This window comes from Tundrisphaera macrotermitis (assembly GCF_051175315.1).
GTDB lineage: Bacteria > Planctomycetota > Planctomycetia > Isosphaerales > Isosphaeraceae > Tundrisphaera.
The window spans coordinates 1,978,993-1,995,992 of sequence record NZ_CP195100.1 but is presented as its reverse complement, the minus strand read 5'-3'; the positions used below and the strand labels follow the sequence as shown (position 1 = coordinate 1,995,992).

At 72.0% G+C, this 17,000-nt stretch carries 12 protein-coding genes and 1 tRNA gene; 8 read left to right on the top strand and 5 right to left on the bottom strand.

Annotated features, from left to right (window positions below; all coding sequences use genetic code 11):
* Positions 1-49 precede the first annotated feature (49 nt).
* The gene (locus TA3x_RS08140; protein WP_435020068.1) at positions 50-1,135 is read right to left on the bottom strand and encodes a hypothetical protein; all 1,086 of its coding nucleotides are present in this window, start codon (positions 1,133-1,135) and stop codon (positions 50-52) included.
* Between the two features lie 492 nt (positions 1,136-1,627).
* On the opposite strand from TA3x_RS08140, the gene TA3x_RS08135 reads away from it, so the two are divergent.
* A complete protein-coding gene (locus TA3x_RS08135) occupies positions 1,628-2,692 on the top strand; it encodes a substrate-binding domain-containing protein (RefSeq protein ID WP_435020066.1) in 1,065 nt (354 codons plus the stop codon).
* Positions 2,693-2,698: 6 nt separating this feature from the next.
* On the opposite strand, the gene TA3x_RS08130 is transcribed toward TA3x_RS08135, so the two are convergent.
* Complete coding sequence (locus tag TA3x_RS08130; RefSeq protein ID WP_435020064.1) at positions 2,699-4,000, bottom strand: lactate racemase domain-containing protein; 1,302 nt, start codon at positions 3,998-4,000, stop codon at positions 2,699-2,701.
* 539 nt (positions 4,001-4,539) lie between these two features.
* Between TA3x_RS08130 and TA3x_RS08125 the strand changes: the two genes are divergently transcribed.
* Together TA3x_RS08125 and TA3x_RS08120 are read left to right on the top strand one after the other, a co-directional pair.
* Positions 4,540-4,614 (top strand) — tRNA-Pro (locus TA3x_RS08125).
* Positions 4,615-4,981: 367 nt separating this feature from the next.
* Positions 4,982-5,437: a hypothetical protein gene (locus TA3x_RS08120; protein WP_435020062.1), complete on the top strand. Its 456-nt coding sequence runs from the start codon at positions 4,982-4,984 to the stop codon at positions 5,435-5,437.
* A gap of 13 nt (positions 5,438-5,450) precedes the next feature.
* On the opposite strand, the gene TA3x_RS08115 is transcribed toward TA3x_RS08120, so the two are convergent.
* Together TA3x_RS08115 and TA3x_RS08110 are read right to left on the bottom strand one after the other, a co-directional pair.
* On the bottom strand, positions 5,451-5,741 hold the full coding sequence (locus tag TA3x_RS08115; protein ID WP_435020060.1) for a hypothetical protein: 291 nt from the start codon (positions 5,739-5,741) through the stop codon (positions 5,451-5,453).
* 29 nt (positions 5,742-5,770) lie between these two features.
* Entirely contained in the window at positions 5,771-7,408 is a 1,638-nt protein-coding gene (locus TA3x_RS08110; protein WP_435020058.1) for a sigma 54-interacting transcriptional regulator, read from the bottom strand.
* A 168-nt stretch (positions 7,409-7,576) separates the two neighbouring features.
* Between TA3x_RS08110 and TA3x_RS08105 the strand changes: the two genes are divergently transcribed.
* Genes TA3x_RS08105 through TA3x_RS08090 form a run of 4 tightly spaced genes read left to right on the top strand, consistent with a single transcriptional unit; the run spans position 7,577 to position 10,142 of the window.
* Positions 7,577-8,023, top strand: a complete 447-nt coding sequence (locus tag TA3x_RS08105) for a DUF983 domain-containing protein (protein WP_435020056.1) — start codon at positions 7,577-7,579, stop codon at positions 8,021-8,023.
* Positions 8,024-8,083: 60 nt separating this feature from the next.
* A complete protein-coding gene (locus TA3x_RS08100; protein ID WP_435020054.1) occupies positions 8,084-8,245 on the top strand; it encodes a hypothetical protein in 162 nt (53 codons plus the stop codon).
* Entirely contained in the window at positions 8,242-9,267 is a 1,026-nt protein-coding gene (locus tag TA3x_RS08095) for a carbon-nitrogen hydrolase family protein (RefSeq protein WP_435020052.1), read from the top strand. The genes TA3x_RS08100 and TA3x_RS08095 overlap by 4 nt, the downstream gene beginning before the upstream one ends.
* On the top strand, positions 9,264-10,142 hold the full coding sequence (locus TA3x_RS08090; RefSeq protein ID WP_435020051.1) for a uroporphyrinogen-III synthase: 879 nt from the start codon (positions 9,264-9,266) through the stop codon (positions 10,140-10,142). The genes TA3x_RS08095 and TA3x_RS08090 overlap by 4 nt, the downstream gene beginning before the upstream one ends.
* Before the next feature lie 107 nt (positions 10,143-10,249).
* Here the strand turns inward: TA3x_RS08090 and TA3x_RS08085 are convergent, their stop codons facing one another.
* The gene (locus tag TA3x_RS08085; RefSeq protein ID WP_435020049.1) at positions 10,250-14,953 is read right to left on the bottom strand and encodes a PAS domain S-box protein; all 4,704 of its coding nucleotides are present in this window, start codon (positions 14,951-14,953) and stop codon (positions 10,250-10,252) included.
* A 550-nt stretch (positions 14,954-15,503) separates the two neighbouring features.
* Here TA3x_RS08085 and TA3x_RS08080 point away from each other — a divergent pair.
* Positions 15,504-16,871, top strand: coding sequence for an APC family permease (locus tag TA3x_RS08080; protein WP_435020047.1), 1,368 nt, complete (start codon positions 15,504-15,506; stop codon positions 16,869-16,871).
* The last annotated feature ends 129 nt before the right edge of the window (positions 16,872-17,000 follow it).

Genomic DNA, 17,000 nt, shown 5'->3' with positions numbered 1-17,000 from the left:
GTGGGGCCGGATGGCATCTCGATCCGGCCGGGCGGGGGCGTCGGACGGCTCATCCCGGCCCCCCGTCCGCGAGCGTCCGGGGGCCGGGGGATGGGTTCGTTTCGCGCGGCGTCGGCGGGGCGGGCGGGCCGAACGACGCGGGCCGGGGCGCCGGCGGGGGAGCGGTCGCGGGTCGGCGGCGGATCGGCACGGGTCGCGTGACCGGGGCGGACTTCGCCTTGGGGGCCGGGGCCGGGGCCGGCGGGGCGGCGTTGGGTTCGTTTCGCGCCTCGACCTCGTGGAACTCGCGCAGGGCCCGGAACAGCCCGCGCTCGGCGGCGGCCTCGTACCGACGCGCCAGCTGCGCCTCCTTGGACGGGTCGAAAAGGGCGCGGTCGCCCGCCTCGGCGCGGTCGGCGGCCTCGTTTTCGTCGTCGATCAGGGGGCGAAGCTCGCGCAGGGCCTCGACCTCGGCATCGATCAGCGCGGCCAGCTGCTCGCGGGCCCACCGCATGCGGGCGTTGCGAGACAGCCCGGCCCCCTGGTCGGCGGTCAGGCCGGAGAATTCGCCCCGCAGGGCCCGCAGGATCGGGTCGAACTGGGTCGGCGGGTGCATGCCGGGGTGCCGGCCGAGGAGGCGGTCGAGTTGTCGGTCGTCGTGCTCGTTCCAGGCGAGCTTGCCGGGCTGGGCCAGCTTGCCGCGCAGCACCAGCCAGGCCTCGGTCAGCCCGTCGATCCCCTCGGGCGTCTCCAGCATGCGGGTGACCGCCCGATCGGGGTCGATGTCCAGGATGACGCCGAGTTCGTTGACCTCGGCGCGGCGGGCCGCGTCGCGCTGCTTCTGGGCGTCGCGGACCCGCCGGGCGGTCATGGCCGCGTCGTGCCGGCCGCACTTGTCGAGGCGGTGGGAGAAGACGGCGATCCGCTTCAGGAGGATCCGGCCCATCAGGCCCGAAGGCTTCATCTCGGCGACGAGCTGGGCGGCCACGGCGTCGACCTCGGCCTCGTCCCCTTCGGGCAGCACGTCGCCGGCGCCGGCCAGCCCGTGCTTGAGGGCGTTGCGGGAGGAGATCCGCCGGCCTTCGGGGCTGGTCGGCCCGGTGCTTTTCAGGGCGTTGGCCCGGTTCGCGGCCAGTCGGGCGGGGCTGCACGTCATCGGTGTGGGCTCTGCGATGGGGGACGATCCCGGGCCCGGCGCGAGCGGGGGCCTGCACCCGATATATTCAAATTTTCGGACGCCGCTTATCACAGTTTTTGCCCGGCTCGCGCCGGAATCCCGAAATCGATCGATCCGTGCTTGGTGTCCCCCTTTGATTTTGGCGATCGCCTGGGCTTTCCCGGGTGGCTGTGGTTGGCTTGCCAACCACGGCGCCGGCGAGCCCGCCCGGCGATCGCTGGCCGGCGTCGATGATCCTCGGCCCGGTGCCCGATGGCGATCCACCCAGGATCGTGTCACCGGCGCCGTGGTTGGCAAGCCAACCACGGCCACCCAGGTCCGCCGAACCGGAGGCCAAAATCAGGAGGCACACCCTGCCGGCCTCAAACCGGGCCCGGCGGTGGAGGGATCGGGGGCGGGAGGCTAGGATGGGGGGAGCCCGGCGAGCCGCCCCGGCTTCGCCCGGACCCCTCGGATCGGAGGTCGGTGACGATGCGTTGTCCGTTGGCGTGCCTGGCGGTGCTGGTGGGCGGGATGGCCCTGGTGTCGGGATGCGGCCCGGACCCGTCCGCGCCCCGGCCCGAGCTGATCGTGGCCCCGAACACGGTGGGATCGGCCCAGGCCCGTTCGCTCTACCTGATCCTGCCGTCGACCGCCGATGCCGAGGCCGAGTTCCTGACCTGGATCCCCCAGGCCGAGTCCGAGGCCGCGGCCCACAGGGTGATCTTCCGCCCCACCGGGCCCCCGCCCGGCTCCCCGCCCTCGGCGCAGGTCGAGGCGATCCGCCGCGCGGTCGCCGAGGGGGCCTCGATGCTGGTCGTCGTGCCCGCCGCCGACCCGGGCGTGCCGAAGGCGCTGGCCGAGGCCGAGGGCCGGGGGATCGCCGTGGTCACGCTGGGGGCGGCGGCCGAGGCGGACCCGCCCCTGCCGGGCACGGCGGTGGTGCCCGAGCCGTTCGCGGAGTCCGCGGCGAAGCTGGTCCGGGCCGTGGTCGAGGACGCCGGCCGGCGGGGCCTCCCGGCCGACCCGCCCGCCGCCCTCCTGTTCGACCGCAAGGGGGATCGGTTCGCCGCCGATCGGGTCAAGGCGTTGCAGGATGCGGCCGCCAAGGCGGGGCTGACCCACCTCGAACCGCTCGGCTACGAGATCGCCGGGGTGGGCGAGGGGCGGACCGAGGCGCTGAAGGTGCTGGCCGCCTGGATGGAAACGCACCCCGAAACGGCGATCGTGCTGGCCGAGGGGGACGAATCGCTGGCCGCCGCCGACCGATACCGCGCCGAGGCGACGACCCCGAAACCGATCCTGGTCGCCGGCTACATGGGGTTCCGGGGGCAGACCAACCCCCACACGCTCCGGGACATCTCCGGGTTCGTGGAGGGGCGGCTCGACGTCCTGGCCCGCGAGGCGGTGCGGGTCGCCGTGGGCCGGGCCGGGGGCGACGCGGGCGGCCGGGTGGTCGTCGTCGCCACCCCGTTCAACCGGGGGCTGTACGGCGGCGGCGAGGCCGCGGGCCGGCCCGTGCCGGGCCCGGACGCCCGCCCCGTGCCGTCGCCGTGAGCCGGGTCATCGATGGGCCGGCGTCCCGCGGCGGGCGCGGAGGCTGTCCGGGAACATCGCTTCCTGGTCGAGCGTCCCGTCCTCGCGGAACGGCCACGGGCCGAAGTCGGTCTCCGGCGTCAGCCCGGGGTGGGCCGCGACCTCGTCGGCGAAGGGCTGCGAGACCCAGAGGGTCGTCAATTCGCGGGTGTTGGGGATGATGACGACGCGGGCCCGTTCGGGCCGGTCCTGCCAGCAGGTGGAGACCGCCTCGCGGGCCACGTCGCGGTCGGTGGGCAGGGTGATCGGGATCCGCGACCGCTCCAGGCAGCGCGAGGTGAGGGTGTTGATCCGGAACGATTCGGGGTCGAGCCGGGCCACCAGGCGTTCCGTCGTGAGGTCGGCGAAGCCGATCCCGACGAGGTTGCCGTGGGTCTCCTCCGACGCGTCCAGGACCGCCAACCGGGTGACGACCGGCGTGGGCAGGTCGGGCATGGTCTCGACCAGGAGCCGCCCGGTGACGTTGGGGTCGATGCCCGCCCCCGAGTAATTCTTGCCCAGCTCGCCGATGACCAGCACGTCGATCTGGTGGAACGGGAGCCGGCCCATCATCGACCGGGCCCGGTCCAGGAGGGCGGGCTCGGCCTCCAGCAGCGCCTCGGGCTCGACGGCGACGATCTCGGCGGGCTCGTCGGAGGCGTTCTCCAGGATCGCCAGGCCGAGAGCGAAGGGGGTCTTCTCGATGATCGTGGCGGCGACCCGCGGGAGCATGTCGCGCAGGCCGCGGACGCCCAGCGTGTGGAGCCCGTAGGCCCCTTCCCGCTTGCCCAGCCCCACGGCGAGCATCTTGACCAGGCCCGACTCGTACCGGCCGGTGAAGTCGGTGTGCGGCTTCACGCGGTTGATCGCGACGATGCCGTCGGCCTCGAAGGCGTTGCGGTCGAAGGGGATCGGCACGCCGATCGGGCTGGTCCCCACGACCACCGTGTCCATGTCGGTGCGGACCTCGACCCCCATCGCCTCGGGGGTGATGCCGTAGCCCGCCAGGATCTCGCGCTGGCCCTCGGCGGTGGCGCCGCCGTGGCTGCCCATCGCGGCGACCAGGAACGGGCGGAACCCGAGAGCGGCGACCGCATCGACGGCGGCGCGGGCGATGGTCGCGATCTCCGCGATCCCGCGGCTGCCGACGGCGATGGCCACCCGCCCCCCGGGCTTGACGCGATCGCGAAGGCGGCTGGCTTCGATCAGGCCCCGGACCGTCGCCGGGACGTCGTCCACGCGGGGTCGGGGGAAGTTTTGCCGCACCCGAGCCACCAGGGGAAGATCCATCCGACTCCGTCCCTTCCATCGCCGCTGAACGCCCGACCGGCCGCACCGCGCCCCGATGGTAAAGGGCGGGCGGCCGGGGCGTCAATCGATGGGGCGACGATGCGTGTCGCTCTCGATCCCGGAGGCCCGGGCCGCCCCCTGCCCCGACCGGGCGACTTCGACGCACCGGCAAGGCGGGGCGATGGGGCGGACGCCCGCGGATGGAGGACGACCGCAGGCCGTGGGCATCGGCCGGGATGATCGGCTGCTTCTCCGGGCCCACGGCCCCGCGCCTGCCGATCGATCGGCGGCGTGGCGGGGTCCAGGCGACTCGGCCGACGGCGGAAGGTCCCGGGCCGAGTCCGATACGCCGGCCACATCGAGGAGATGGAGGCTCAGATCCCGAAGGTCGACGCTTCGAGGTGGGCCGACCTCTGGTCGAGTCCGGCCGCGGGAGGTCCGGCATCGAAGGCGAGCGACGTTCTCAGCTCCAAGAATTTCCAGGCCCAGGTTGACAGGATGGGAGCAATCCGGTAAAAAAGCCTCGTCATCTGAAACGACGGGGCGTAGCTCAGCTTGGCTAGAGCGCACGGTTCGGGTCCGTGAGGTCGGAGGTTCAAATCCTCTCGCCCCGACTTTTCTTAACCCGCTTGATGAAGACTCCTTAAGTTTGACTGCCGGGGTTCGGCAGCGTGACCTAAAAATCGTCGCAAGGTGGTATTCTACCATCTTGCGACTTTTTTTATGGGTCTCACCGTGCCTCGCAAACCCTGCCTCCCGCCTCCGCAAGTCCAGGCCCAGCTGTCGTCCGGATCGATACGACCATCATCTGGACGAGCACGGCATCGGCGCTAGCCACGAAGCCTATCTGCGGCTGATTGCCGAGCGGGACACATCGCCAGTCCCGACCATTTCCACTATCGCGCTGCAAGTGAATTTCGGTGTCAACCTATCCGTCGACGGGCGGATGGTCGCCGATTGGGACAAGCACGTCGTCCCCGAGTGTGCCAAGAGCGGCGCCCCACCAGCGAGGTCGACGACGTCCGACAGGCGTTGTGGTTCCTCCGCCGCCAATCCATGGTCGACGCGGGCCGATGCCGTGGCCTGGTCAGCAATGACCTCAACCGGGTCCGGGCGATGTTCCATTGGGCCGTCGAGCACGAGCTGCTGCCCGTGATGGCCTACCAGGCCATGTGGGCGGTCGCCGCGCTGGGACAGGGTCGCTCCGAGGCACGGGAGACCGAACCGATCGGGCCTGTGCCCGAGGATGGCGTCCGTGCCACCCTGCCCCACCTCTCCGCCCGGGTCGCCTTGGGAGAAATTGCAGGCGTCGACCGGGGCGTCCTCCACTTCCGGCAGCACCGCGGCGACGAACGTCGCCCCCTTCGCCCCGCCCATCTCGCCGTCGAATCGTCGCCGCTCGGCGGGCGTGGCCGCCTTGCCGGGCGGCTCCCATGAGGTCCCGGGTAGGTCATTCCACTCGTCGAGGTGGTTCTCGATCTCGTCGAAGCCCTTCTCGTCCGGCAGCCGCGGGACCGTGCGACGAGTCCGGCCGGGTCCGCCGTGTCGCAGTGCCAAAGAGGATGTCGAAGCCAAACCCATCCGCCCAGCCTTCGTTGGCGTGCCGGATGTTGCCGAGGCAGATGGCGGCCCATTTTTCGGGATCGGCGGGCGAGTGGACGAATCGCTCGACGGTCGCGTGCTCGTTGCTCTCGTCCAGGCGGTCGATCGGCTCGGCCCCGGTCCTGCGGACGGCCGCCACCGCGGCGATCGTTCAAGCGGTCGCCATCATCAGATCGGCCGGCGGATCCCCATCGCCTTGATCCGCGAGGCGAGCGTCGTCGCCTTGACCCCGAGGATCTCCGCCGCCCCCCCGGAGCCCGAGACCTTCCAGTTGGTACTGCGGAGCGCCGCCAGGAGGTTCTCGCGCTCCAACTCCTCCAGCTCCGCGTAACTGAGCAGGTCGCGGCCCGCGGGAAGATCGGGCGGGCCCGGTCCGGGCGGGATGTTTGATTTCGCGAGGGGCCTGTGAACCGGCGAGGTCGGGATGTCGAACCGCAGCGGCCCCGAGCGGGAGACGATGGCCGCCCGCTCGACCACGTTCTGAAGCTCCCGGATGTTGCCCGGCCACGAATACGCCTGGAGCTGGGAGATGTGGTGCCGGGTCAGGGGGCGCTCGGCGATGCCCAGGTTCCGGCAGCACTGCTTCATGAAGTGGTCCGCCAGCGGGGGGATGTCCTCCGGGCGGGCACGCAACGGGGGGATCTCGATCGGGAAGACGCCGAGCCGATAGTAGAGGTCCGGGCGGAACCGGCCGGACTCCGCCTCCGCCTTCAGGTCGCGGTTGGTCGCGGCGATCAGGCGCACGTCCGCCGCGCGGGGCCGGTCCTCGCCGACCCGCTCGAACGTCCGTTCCTGGATCACTCGCAGCAGCTTGCCCTGCATGTCCGTGGGGATCTCCCCCACCTCGTCCAGGAACAGGGTCCCGCCTGCGGCCAGCTCGAACCGGCCGGCGCGGTCGCGTACGGCGCCGGTGAACGCACCCCGGGCGTGGCCGAAGAACTCGCTTTCGAACAGGCCCCGGGGGATCGAGGCGCAGTTGACCTTGATCATCGGCCCGTCGCGACGCCGGCTCCGCTCGTGGATGGCCCGCGCGACCAGCTCCTTGCCGACGCCCGACTCGCCCAGGACCAGCACGTTGGCCTCGGTCGGGCCGACCAGCTCGACCTGCTCCAGGACCGCCCCCAGGGCGGGGCTCGTGCCGACGATCTCGCCGAACGAGCTGGCCGCCCTGACCTCGTCGCGGAGATAGACGTTCTCCAACTCCAGCCGGGCCCGCAGCCGCTCGATCTCGTCGAAGGCTTGGGCGTTGGCGATGGCGGCCGCGGCGTGGTCGGCGATCATGCGGAGCCAGATCAGGAACTCGCCGTCGAGGCGGGCCCGGAGGAAGACGCCCAGGACGCCCAGGATCTGGCCGCGATGCAGGAGCGGCTGGCCGGCGAATCCCCGGATCCCCTCGCGTCGGGCCCACGCGGGGTCGGCCAGCCAGGTCGGGTCTTCCTGCAGGTCGGGGACCTCGATCGCCTCGGCCTTCGCGGCGATCCGCCCGACCTTGTAGACGCCCACCGGGAAACGTCGGAATCGGCCTGCCAGGCCGGCCCAGTCGCCCCCACCTCCGAGCGGCGTGCCGGCGCCGGCGACCAGGTGCAGGCACGCGGCGTGGTCGGGGCAAGCGGCGAGCATCGGGCATTCGGGGCAGATGTCGCCCGGTCCCATGAGCCAGATCCGCGCCAGGGCGACGTCGGGGAGCCCGGCCAGGCGGCCGACGATCATCCGCTGCAGGGCCTCCACCGACCGCTCCTGGGCCATATCCAGAAGCAACGAACGGTATGGGCCAAGGCCGGGGGCTGGCTCGGGCCGTGGTGGCATGGTGTGGGCGCTCGGCAGGACTGCGACTGACGAAATTTCATCATTCATTCTACGATTTCTCGTTGATCTCGACAATTTCGCGTGTCGCCATCTCTTGATGCTGATTGCTCAAATTGTTTGAGAGCGTCAACTTATGCAAGGTGCGTGGGGTTTGGCGCACTGTCTGCTATGGATCGTAGAAGACCCTGTGAGCGGCGGGCCGGGCAAGTCGGGGCAAGACTCATGGATCGGGAGGGTGGCGCGATGATCGTGGCGACGCACCGGCTCCGGCCTCGCGCCGTCCTCCGCCTCAGGTGCCCCGAATGTGGCGATGGGAAGGTTTTCCGGGGCCCGACCCGGATGAATGAGCGGTGTCCGGCTTGCGGATACCGATTCGAGCCCGAGCCCGGCTATTTCACCGGGGCCATGTATTTCAGCTACGCCCTGGGCATCCCGATCCTCGCCGCCGCGGTGATCGCCGGCAAGCTCTGGCTGGTGCCCTCCTGGCCGCTCCATCGGGTGCTGCTGGCGGCGTGGGTCGCCTTCCTGCCGCTGGTCCCGGCCGTGTTCCGCTATTCGCGCGTCCTGTTCATCCACTTCGACCGCTTCCTCGACCCGAAAGGCGACGGGGCTTGAGCTTCGTCCCCGGCCCCAATGCCGGGTCATCCGTCGACCGCCCAAATCGGAGAAATCGCCATGCTCGCCCTGGTATTCATCTACCTGTCCCTGATCATGATCTTCGGGGTGGCCGGCGTCTTCGTCTGGATCCTTCGCGGCCGGGGCTTCAGCGAATTCCGGCGTTCCGGCGGGACGATCCCCGCGACCGGGGCGGCACTCGGCGAGCGGGGGAGGCCATGACCATCGTCCGCGCCGCCGTGGTGCAGGCGGCCCCCGTCGCGTTCGACCGCGACGCGACCCTGGCGCGGGTCGGCGACCTCGCCCGTGAGGCCGCCGGGCGGGGGGCGAAGCTCTTCGTCTTCCCCGAGGCGTTCGTGCCCGGCTACCCACGCGGCCTCGACTTCGGCGCCCGGGTCGGCTCCCGCACGGACGGGGGGCGCGAGTGGTTTCGACGCTATCATGCCGGCTCCGTCGACGTCCCCGGGCCGGCCACCGAGGCCCTGGGCTCCGTCGCCCGGGAGGCCGGCGCGCACCTCGTCATCGGCGTGATCGAGCGCGACGGCGGGACGTTGTATTGCACGGCCCTGTTCCTCGGCCCCGACGGTTCCCTGCTGGGCAAGCATCGCAAGCTGATGCCCACCGCCGCCGAGCGCCTGATCTGGGGCTTCGGCGACGGCTCGACGCTGCCCGTTCTCGACACGCCGATCGGGCGGCTGGGGGCGGCGATCTGCTGGGAGAACTACATGCCGCTCCTCCGGATGCACCTGTACTCCAGGGGCGTGCAACTCTACTGCGCCCCCACGGCCGACGACCGGGACGCCTGGCAGGCGACGATGCGGCATGTGGCGCTGGAGGGGCGGTGCTTCGTCCTGGCGAGCAACCAGTTCGCCCTCCGCTCCGACTACCCGGCGGACTATCCCGCGATCCAGGGGGACGACCCCGACACCGTGATGTCGCGCGGCGGGAGCGTGATCGTCGATCCCCTGGGCCGGGTCCTGGCCGGCCCTCTGTTCGGCGAGGCGGGAATCCTGGTGGCCGACCTCGATCTCGACGAGATCGCCCGGGGGAAGTTCGACTTCGATGTGGTCGGGCACTATGCCAGGCCGGATATCTTCCGGCTGGTCGTCGACACCAGCCCGACGCCCCCGGTGGTCCACGGATCGCGCCGCCAGGATCCGGACGTCCACGACCCGGATCGGGCGCGCAGGGGGCCTTCGATGAGCCGTCCCGAGCCCGGGATCCGCGAGGAGTCCCCGTCATGATGAGCGACCCCGACGCCACCGCGTTCGCCGGCCTCCGCGTGGCCGCCTTCGAGGCCCGGATGGCGGGGCCGATGGCCGCCCTGATCGCCAAGCACGGCGGCGTCCCGGTCGAGGCCCCCGCCCTCCGCGAGGTCCCGCTCGGCGACGACCCGGGGGTCGCCGCCTTCGCCGGACGCCTGATCGCGGGCGACTTCGACGTCGTCCTGTTCGAGACCGGGGTCGGGGTCCGCCTGCTGGCCGAGGCGATCGCGTCCCGGGGCGAAGGCGATGCCTGGCTGGCGGCGCTGGGGCGCGTGAAGGTCGTCGCCCGTGGGCCCAAGCCGGCTGCGGCCCTGCGCGGCCTGGGGGCCCGCGTCGACCTCCAGGTCCCCGAGCCCAACACCTGGCGCGAGACCCTCGCCCTGCTCGACGCCCACCTGCCGGTCGACGGGCTGGGCGTGGCGGTCCAGGAGTACGGCCAGCCGAACCTCGCCGAGATCGAGGGACTCCGGAGGCGCGGCGCCCTCGTCACGAGGGTGCCGATCTACCGCTATGCCCTGCCCGAGGACACCGGGCCGCTCCGCCGGGCGATCGCCGAGATCGTCGCCGGGCGGGTCGGGGCCGCCCTGTTCACGTCGGCCCAGCAGGCGACGCACCTGATCCAGGTCGCGGCCGAGATGGGCCGGGAGGCGGACCTCCGCGCCGCGCTCGGGCGGGTCGCCGTGGTCGGCTCGATCGGCCCATCCACCTCCGGGCGACTCCGCGACCTGGGCCTCCCGGTCGACATCGAGCCGGAGCATCCCAAGATGGGCCAGCTCGTCTCGGCCGTCGCCGCCGGCTGGCGCCGCGTCGGCAAGGTCGGGACGGCGGGGAATCCCCTCGCCGATGGGAGATGAACCCTCGGTGATCCATTTGTGGATGGGTTCGGAGATGGGCCCGGAGAGGGCCGGCGCCGCCTGTCGAGATGGGCATCGCCGTGCGAAGGTTCGATGCCCACCTCATCTCATCCCCTGGCCTTGACGCCGCGGACGATCCGTTCCAGCTCGTCCGGGTCGGCCGGCTTGACCAGGTGGTGGTCGAAGCCGGCCTCGCGGGTCCGCCGCCGGTCCTCCTCCTGGCCCCAGCCGGTGAGCGCCGCCAGCGTCACGCCCCGCAGCTCCGTGCTCTCGCGGATGCGGCGGGCGACTTCGTAGCCGCTCATCCCCGGGAGCCCCAGGTCGAGCAGGATGAGATCCGGCCGGTGGGTGGCGAGCTGCCGCAACGCCTCGGGCCCGTCGTGGGCGGTCCTGAGCCGGTGGCCCTGGAGCTTGAGGAGCCGGGCCAGGGTGACCGCCGAGTCCCGGTTGTCGTCGACCACCAGGATGTCGAGCACGTGCCCGGCCGGGCCGGCCGCCGCGACGGGGGCGGCCCCCGCGGCCGGGGCGGCCTCCGCGGCCAGGGGGAGCCGGATCGTGAACGTGCTGCCCTGGCCGGGCCCGGCGCTCTCCGCCGCCACCGTGCCGCCGTGCATGTCGACCAGCCGCCTGACCAGCGTCAGGCCGATGCCCAGCCCGCCCTGCGAACGCTCCAGGGACGTGCCCACCTGGGTGAACATGTCGAAGACCTTGGGGAGCATCTCCTGCGGGATCCCCAGGCCGGTGTCGGCGACCCGGATCACCGCGTGCCCGCCGTCCCGCCCGACGCCCAGGACGATCCGCCCCCCCGGCGGCGTGTACTTGGCGGCGTTGTTCAGCAGGTTCGCCAGCACCTGGACCATCCGCGTCCGATCGGCATCGACGGCCAGTTCCTCGCGCGACATCTTCAGGGCGAACTCGTGGTCGCCCGCCTCGATCGCCTGGCGGCTGGTCTCCACCGCGGCGTCCACGATCGCCCGGAGCGGCACCCGCTCCAGCCGCAAAGCCACCTTGCCGCTCGACACCCGGGCCACGTCCATCAGGTCGTCGACCAGGTGGGTGACGTGCCTGAGCTGCCGGTCCATCATGGACAGGGTCTGGGCGGGATCCTCGCCGGCCTGGTCCATCCTCAGGATCTGCAGGCCGCTGCGGATCGGGGCGAGCGGGTTGCGCAGCTCGTGGGCGAGGGTCGCCAGGAACTCGTCCTTGCGCCGATCCTGCTCCTGGAGCGTGCGATAGAGCTGGGCGTTCTCGATGGCCACCGTCACCCGCTCGGCCAGGTTCTGGGCGACCCGCTGCTCCTCCGGGCCGAACCGGCGGCGGACGGACGAGCTGAGGAACGTCATCCCGCCGATCACCCGGCCGCGCGAGAGGAGCGGGACGCAAAGGTAGGAGCGGATGCCGAGCCCCCTGAGGCGGGCCAGCCGCTCCGGCCCCTGGGGTGCGGTGGCCGGGTCGGCCTCCGCCAGGTCATACATCACCTCCGGCTCGCCGGTCCGCAGCACGTGCGGCACCACGCCCGCGTCGACGTCGGCCGGGCGGAGCATCAGGCCCGCGTCGCGTGGGGCGGGCTCGGCTTCGGCGTCGGCCGCGGACACGGCCAGCCGCTCGCGCGTGCCGTCCTCGCCGATCATGTCCACGACGCACCAGTCGGCGAACCCGCCGACGGCCAGGTTGGCGATCCGGTTGAGGGTGCTCTGATAGTCCACCAGCTCGGCCAGCGAGGCGCTGGCGTCGGCCAGGAACTGGACCGATTCCTCGGCCCTCTTCCGGTGGGTGACGTCCCGGAAGACCTTGCCGAAGCCGCGGAGCGAGCCGTCGTCCCCCCGCAGGGGCACCGTCACCCCGTCGGCGAAGAACTGGTTCCCATCCTTGCGCACGTGCCACCGCTTGTCCTCGGCCCGGCCCTCGCGGGCCGCCTGCTCCATCTCCTTCGCGGGGACCCCGGCATCCCGGTCCTCGGGCGTGTAGATCACGTCGACCGCCCGGCCGAGGATCTCCCCGGGGGCGAAGTGGGTGATCCCCTCGGCCCCCCCGGACCACTCGACCACCAGTCCGTCCCGGTCGGTGACCGCCACGGCGTAGTCCCGCGCCCGGTCGACCAGGAGCTTGAGCCGCTCGTCCTTCTCCCGGATCAGCGATTCGGCCCGCTTGCGGTCGGTGATGTCGTTGAACAGCACGCCCACCTTCCGGCCGCCCGGCGAGCCGATCGGGAACGCGGACACGTCGAACCACCGGCCGAGGTCGGCCACCCAGTCGGTCCGGCGGACCCGCTCGCCCGTCGCGGCCACCCGGGCGTAGGCCTCGATCCAGTGGCTTTCGTGGGCCGGCATCACCTCGCGGGCGGTCTTGCCGACGATGCCGCCCATCCCGGTCTGCTCCTCCAGGGCCGGGTTGGCCATCAGGTAGCGGTAGTCGGCCGGCCGGCCCTCGGCGTCGAGGATCGGCTCGACCACGCAGTACCCCTCGTCCATCGACTCGAACAGGGAGCGGAAGCGTTGCTCGCTCTCCCGCAGACGCTCTTCCGCCCTCCGACGCTCGGTCACGTCCTGCATCGCCCCGACCAGGCGGATGGTCTCTCCCCCCTCGTGGATGGCGTAGGCGCGGTCGAGGACCGAGGCATAGGAGCCGTCGTCCTTGCGGAACCGGTACTCGCCCGACCAGTTCGCGCCGCCGTGGTCGATGACCGCGTGGATGCTGGAGACGACGCGATCGCGATCGTCCGGGTGGATCTGATCGTACCACCACGCCGCGTCCGGGCCGACGTCCTCACGGCGATACCCGAACAGGGTGGTGACCCCCTCGTTCCACCACACCGCATCGGTCCGCATGTCCCAGTCCCAGACCGCGTCGTTGGTGGCGCGGGCCACGATGCGGAACCGGTCGTCGCTCTCGCGAAGGGCGGCCTCGGCCCGCCTCTGCTCGGTGACGTCCAGCGTCACCCCGTCGAACCGCCTGGGCGAGCCGGCCTCGTCGTAGTAGGTCCCCCCGATCGCCCGGATCCATTTCTCGGCCCCCGTCGCCGGGTCGACGGTCCGGTAGTGGACGTCGTATCCGCCACGCTCGGCCACGCTCCGCCCGATGGCGGAGCGGGTGGGCTCGCGGTCGTCGGGATGGATCCGGTCGTAGAACGTATCGATCGTGATGCGGGCATCGGGGGGCAGCCAGAAGTGGGCCTTCACCCGCTCGTCCCATTCCAGGACGTCGAACGGCAGGTCGCAGTACCAGAACCCGATGCCGGACGCCCGGACCGAGTAGTCGAGGCGGGAGCGGCTCGCGGCCAGATCCTCCTCGATCCGCTTGCGCTCGGTGATGTCGACGATCACCCCGGCCCACTCGACGGGCTCGCCGCCCGGGGCCCGCTCGACGGCCCCGCGGGCGAGCAGCCACCGCTCGCCGGCCGGCCCGATCACCCGATACTCGCTGCGGAACACCGACCCGGATCCGAGCGTCAGGCCGATCTCCTCCGCCACCCGCCCCCGATCGTCCGGGTGGATCGCGGCCAGGAAGTCGCCCACCGGGGCCGAGTCGCGCTCGTCGGCGAGGACCCCGAAGATGGCGGCGAAGTTGCGGTCCCCCGAGACCCGATCGGCCTTGATGTCCCAATAATAGGTGCCGACCTCGCCGGCCTGGAGGGCCGAGGATTGGGCCCGCTCGGCCCGCTTGGCGTCGGTCACGTCGCGGGCGACCTTGGACGCCCCCGTGATGTGCCCCTCGGCATCGCGGATCGGCGAGATCGACAACGACAGCTCGACCAGGCCGCCATCCTTCCGGACTCGCTTCGTCTCGAAGTGCTCGATCCGCTCGCCCCGGCCCAGTCGCCCCAGGATGTCCCGCTCCTCGTCGAGCCGGTCCGGCGGGACGATCAGGGTGATCGACCGCCCGATGGTCTCGGCGGCGGTGTAGCCGAAGATCCGCTCGGCGCCGCCGTTCCAGGTCCGGATGGTGCCATCCAGGTCCTTGCCGATGATGGCGTCGTGCGACGACTCGACGATGGCCGCCAGGCGGGCCTGGGCGACCTCGGCCTTCTTGCGCTCGGCGATGTCGCGGAACACCAGCACCGCGCCGGAGACGGCCCCCGAGTCGTCGCGGATGGGGGCGGCGGAGTCGTCGATCGGCCGCTCGGTGCCGTCGCGGGCGATCAGGAGCGTGTGGTTCGCCAGCCCGACGATCACCCCGTCCTGGAGCGCCCGGAGCGCGGGATTGTCGACCGGCTTCCGGGTCGTCTCGTTGATGATTCGGAAGACCTCGGCGAGGGGCACCCCGAGCGCGTCCGCCAGCGGCCAGCCGGTGAGCTGCTCGGCGACCGGGTTGAGGAAGGTGACCCGGCCGTCGACGTCGGTGGCGATCACGGCGTCGCCGATGCTCGAAAGCGTCGTCCGCCAAAGCTCTTGCGACCCCCGGGCGTCCGCCCGGCCCTGCGGCCGGCCGGGGGTGAGGCCGCTCCGGAACCGCTCGACGAACGCCGCCACCTTGGCCCTCAAGGCGACGGGGGCGGGGGGGCCGCCCAGGTGGTCCACCGCCCCGAGCGCGTAGGCATCCTCGACCGGGAAATCGCCGCCCACCCCGAGGAAGAGGATGGGCGTGCGGCGGCCATCCCTCCGGATGAGCCTCGCCAGATCCAGCGCCGAGGGGCCGGCCATGCCGGATTCGAGGAGCACCGCGGCGTAGTCGGCCTCGGAGACCCGCCGGAGCGCATCCTCCCCGCCGGTGGCGCGGACGGACGTGATGCCCAGGCCGGCGAGGGCGGCCTCCAGAGCGATCCATCCCTCGTGCCGATCGCCAACGAGCAGGATGTGGACGGGATCGCTCATGAACACCTGATCCTCTGCCTGGATGGTCGCGGGCCGCCTGCTTGGGTTCCGGGGAGGGGCGAGTCCCGTTGATCTCGTCGGCAGGGCCGGGGCGGGTCGGGGCCTTCGAGGCGGCAATCGGGGCCATCAACGAATCGCGTCGTATTCTATCCGCCCGCTTCGGGATTCCTAGCGGAGATCGACGGGCGGGAGGCGACACCCCTCGGATGGTCGTGGCCGCATGCTCGGAGACGGGACAATCCGACCACGGCGGCGGGCGGCAAGCTCGGAGGTCCGGCGTGTCGGGTGGCCGATCGGTCGGGGCTTGCCCCGAACCCGCCAGCCCGAGTCCCGCGACCTGACATCAATCCCGCCGGATCGATCCTCACCCCGCTCGCGGGTTGGGGAGGCCTCGGATCGTGCCCGGGCCGCTCTCCCCTCCAGGAACGGCGAGGCGACCCACTCTCGGCCCTCCTCAGCGCGAAAGTCGCGGATCCTCGCCGCTTCCGGGCCCCGCGGCCTCGAATTATAATCGCCCGACCGCGGGCCGGCGGCGGGGGGCGGATTGGCGATGACGACGCGCAAACTCTCGTTGCTGCAGGCGGTCAGCCTGAACATGGGGATGATGGTCGGCGTCGGGCCGTTCATCACCATCCCCCCGTTCCTCGCCGCCATGGGCGGGCCCCAGGCGATGGTCGGCTGGCTGCTCGGCCTGGTCGTGGCCTTCGCCGACGGCCTGGTCTGGTGCGAGCTGGCCGCGGCCTTCCCGGGCCCCGGCGGCACCTTCCACTTCTACGACGCCGTCTACGGCCGGTCGACCGTCGGGCGGGCGCTCAAATTCCTGTTCGTCTGGCAGTTCCTCTTCAGCGGGCCCCTGGAACTGGCCAGCGGGGCGATCGGCCTGGGCAACTACGCCGGGTTCCTCTGGGCGCCGCTGGAGGGGGTCGCCTGGCGATGGCCGACCGGGGGCGGATCGGCGTGGGCCGTCACCTGGGGCCAGGTCGGGGCGGCCGGGGCGATGATGGCGATCGTGGGCCTGGCCTACCGGCGGGTCGAGGTCGCCGGCCGGCTGATGGTCGTGCTCTGGGCCGGGATGCTGGTCACGGTCGCCGCGATGATCGCCGCCGGCGTGACCCGGTTCGACCCCCGGCTCGCCTTCGACTTCCCGCCCGACGCCTGGCGGCTCGACGGCCGGTTCGCCTCCGGGCTGGGCGTGGCGCTCGGCATCGCCATGTACGACTACCTCGGCTACTACCAGGTCTGCTACCTCGGCGACGAGGTGGCCGACCCGGCCCGGACGCTCCCCCGGGCGATCCTGATCTCGACCGTTGCGGTGGCATCGATCTACCTGACGATGAACCTGTCGATCCTGGGTGTCCTGCCCTGGCGGGAGGTGATCGGGACGCGGCACGTGGCCAGCGACTTCATGCTCGCCCGGTTCGGGCCGGGGGCGGCGCGGGCCATCACCTGGATGATCCTGTGGACCGGGGCGACGTCGGTCTTCGCCGGGATCCTCGGCTACAGCCGGGTGCCGTACGCCGCCGCCCGCTCGGGCCACTTCTTCCGGTCCCTGGCCGCCATCCACCCGAAGGGCGGGTTCCCCCACCGGTCGCTCCTGCTGGTCGGCACCGCCTCGGCCGTGGCGTGCCTGTTCCCCCTGGACCGGGTGATCGCGGCCTTGCTGACCTCGCGGATCCTGGTCCAGTTCGTGGGGCAGGTCGCGACGTGCTTCTACCTCCGGTCCCGGGCCGACCTGCGGTCGCGCCTGCTGTTCGTCATGCCGCTGTTCCCCCTGCCGGCGCTGGTCGCGCTGGTGGCCTGGCTGTACGTCTTCGGCACGACCTCGACCGAGTCGATCCTTTATGGGTTGGGTTCGCTGGTCGCCGGCGTGGTGGCGTTCGCGGCCTGGCGGCGGTGGGCCGGCGATGGGGACGGGTGATCCTTCGGCATCGCCACCATCCCAAGCACCACACACCCTGCACCCGAGGATCCCGGCCCAGGCCACCCGCTCGCTTCGCCCTCCAGTCTCCTGCACCGCGAGGCCGCGTCGAGGGCGGGGGCGACGGGG

Excerpts from the sequence above, each read along its gene's own strand:
- TA3x_RS08095 (WP_435020052.1), top strand. The coding sequence starts at position 8,242 with ATGACCATCGTCCGCGCCGCCGTGGTGCAGGCGGCCCCCGTCGCGTTC.
- TA3x_RS08085 (WP_435020049.1), bottom strand. The coding sequence starts at position 14,953 with ATGAGCGATCCCGTCCACATCCTGCTCGTTGGCGATCGGCACGAGGGA.
- TA3x_RS08090 (WP_435020051.1), top strand. The coding sequence starts at position 9,264 with ATGATGAGCGACCCCGACGCCACCGCGTTCGCCGGCCTCCGCGTGGCC.
- TA3x_RS08080 (WP_435020047.1), top strand. The coding sequence starts at position 15,504 with ATGACGACGCGCAAACTCTCGTTGCTGCAGGCGGTCAGCCTGAACATG.
- TA3x_RS08100 (WP_435020054.1), top strand. The coding sequence starts at position 8,084 with ATGCTCGCCCTGGTATTCATCTACCTGTCCCTGATCATGATCTTCGGG.
- TA3x_RS08130 (WP_435020064.1), bottom strand. The coding sequence starts at position 4,000 with ATGGATCTTCCCCTGGTGGCTCGGGTGCGGCAAAACTTCCCCCGACCC.
- TA3x_RS08135 (WP_435020066.1), top strand. The coding sequence starts at position 1,628 with ATGCGTTGTCCGTTGGCGTGCCTGGCGGTGCTGGTGGGCGGGATGGCC.
- TA3x_RS08105 (WP_435020056.1), top strand. The coding sequence starts at position 7,577 with ATGGATCGTAGAAGACCCTGTGAGCGGCGGGCCGGGCAAGTCGGGGCA.
- TA3x_RS08110 (WP_435020058.1), bottom strand. The coding sequence starts at position 7,408 with ATGCCACCACGGCCCGAGCCAGCCCCCGGCCTTGGCCCATACCGTTCG.
- TA3x_RS08140 (WP_435020068.1), bottom strand. The coding sequence starts at position 1,135 with ATGACGTGCAGCCCCGCCCGACTGGCCGCGAACCGGGCCAACGCCCTG.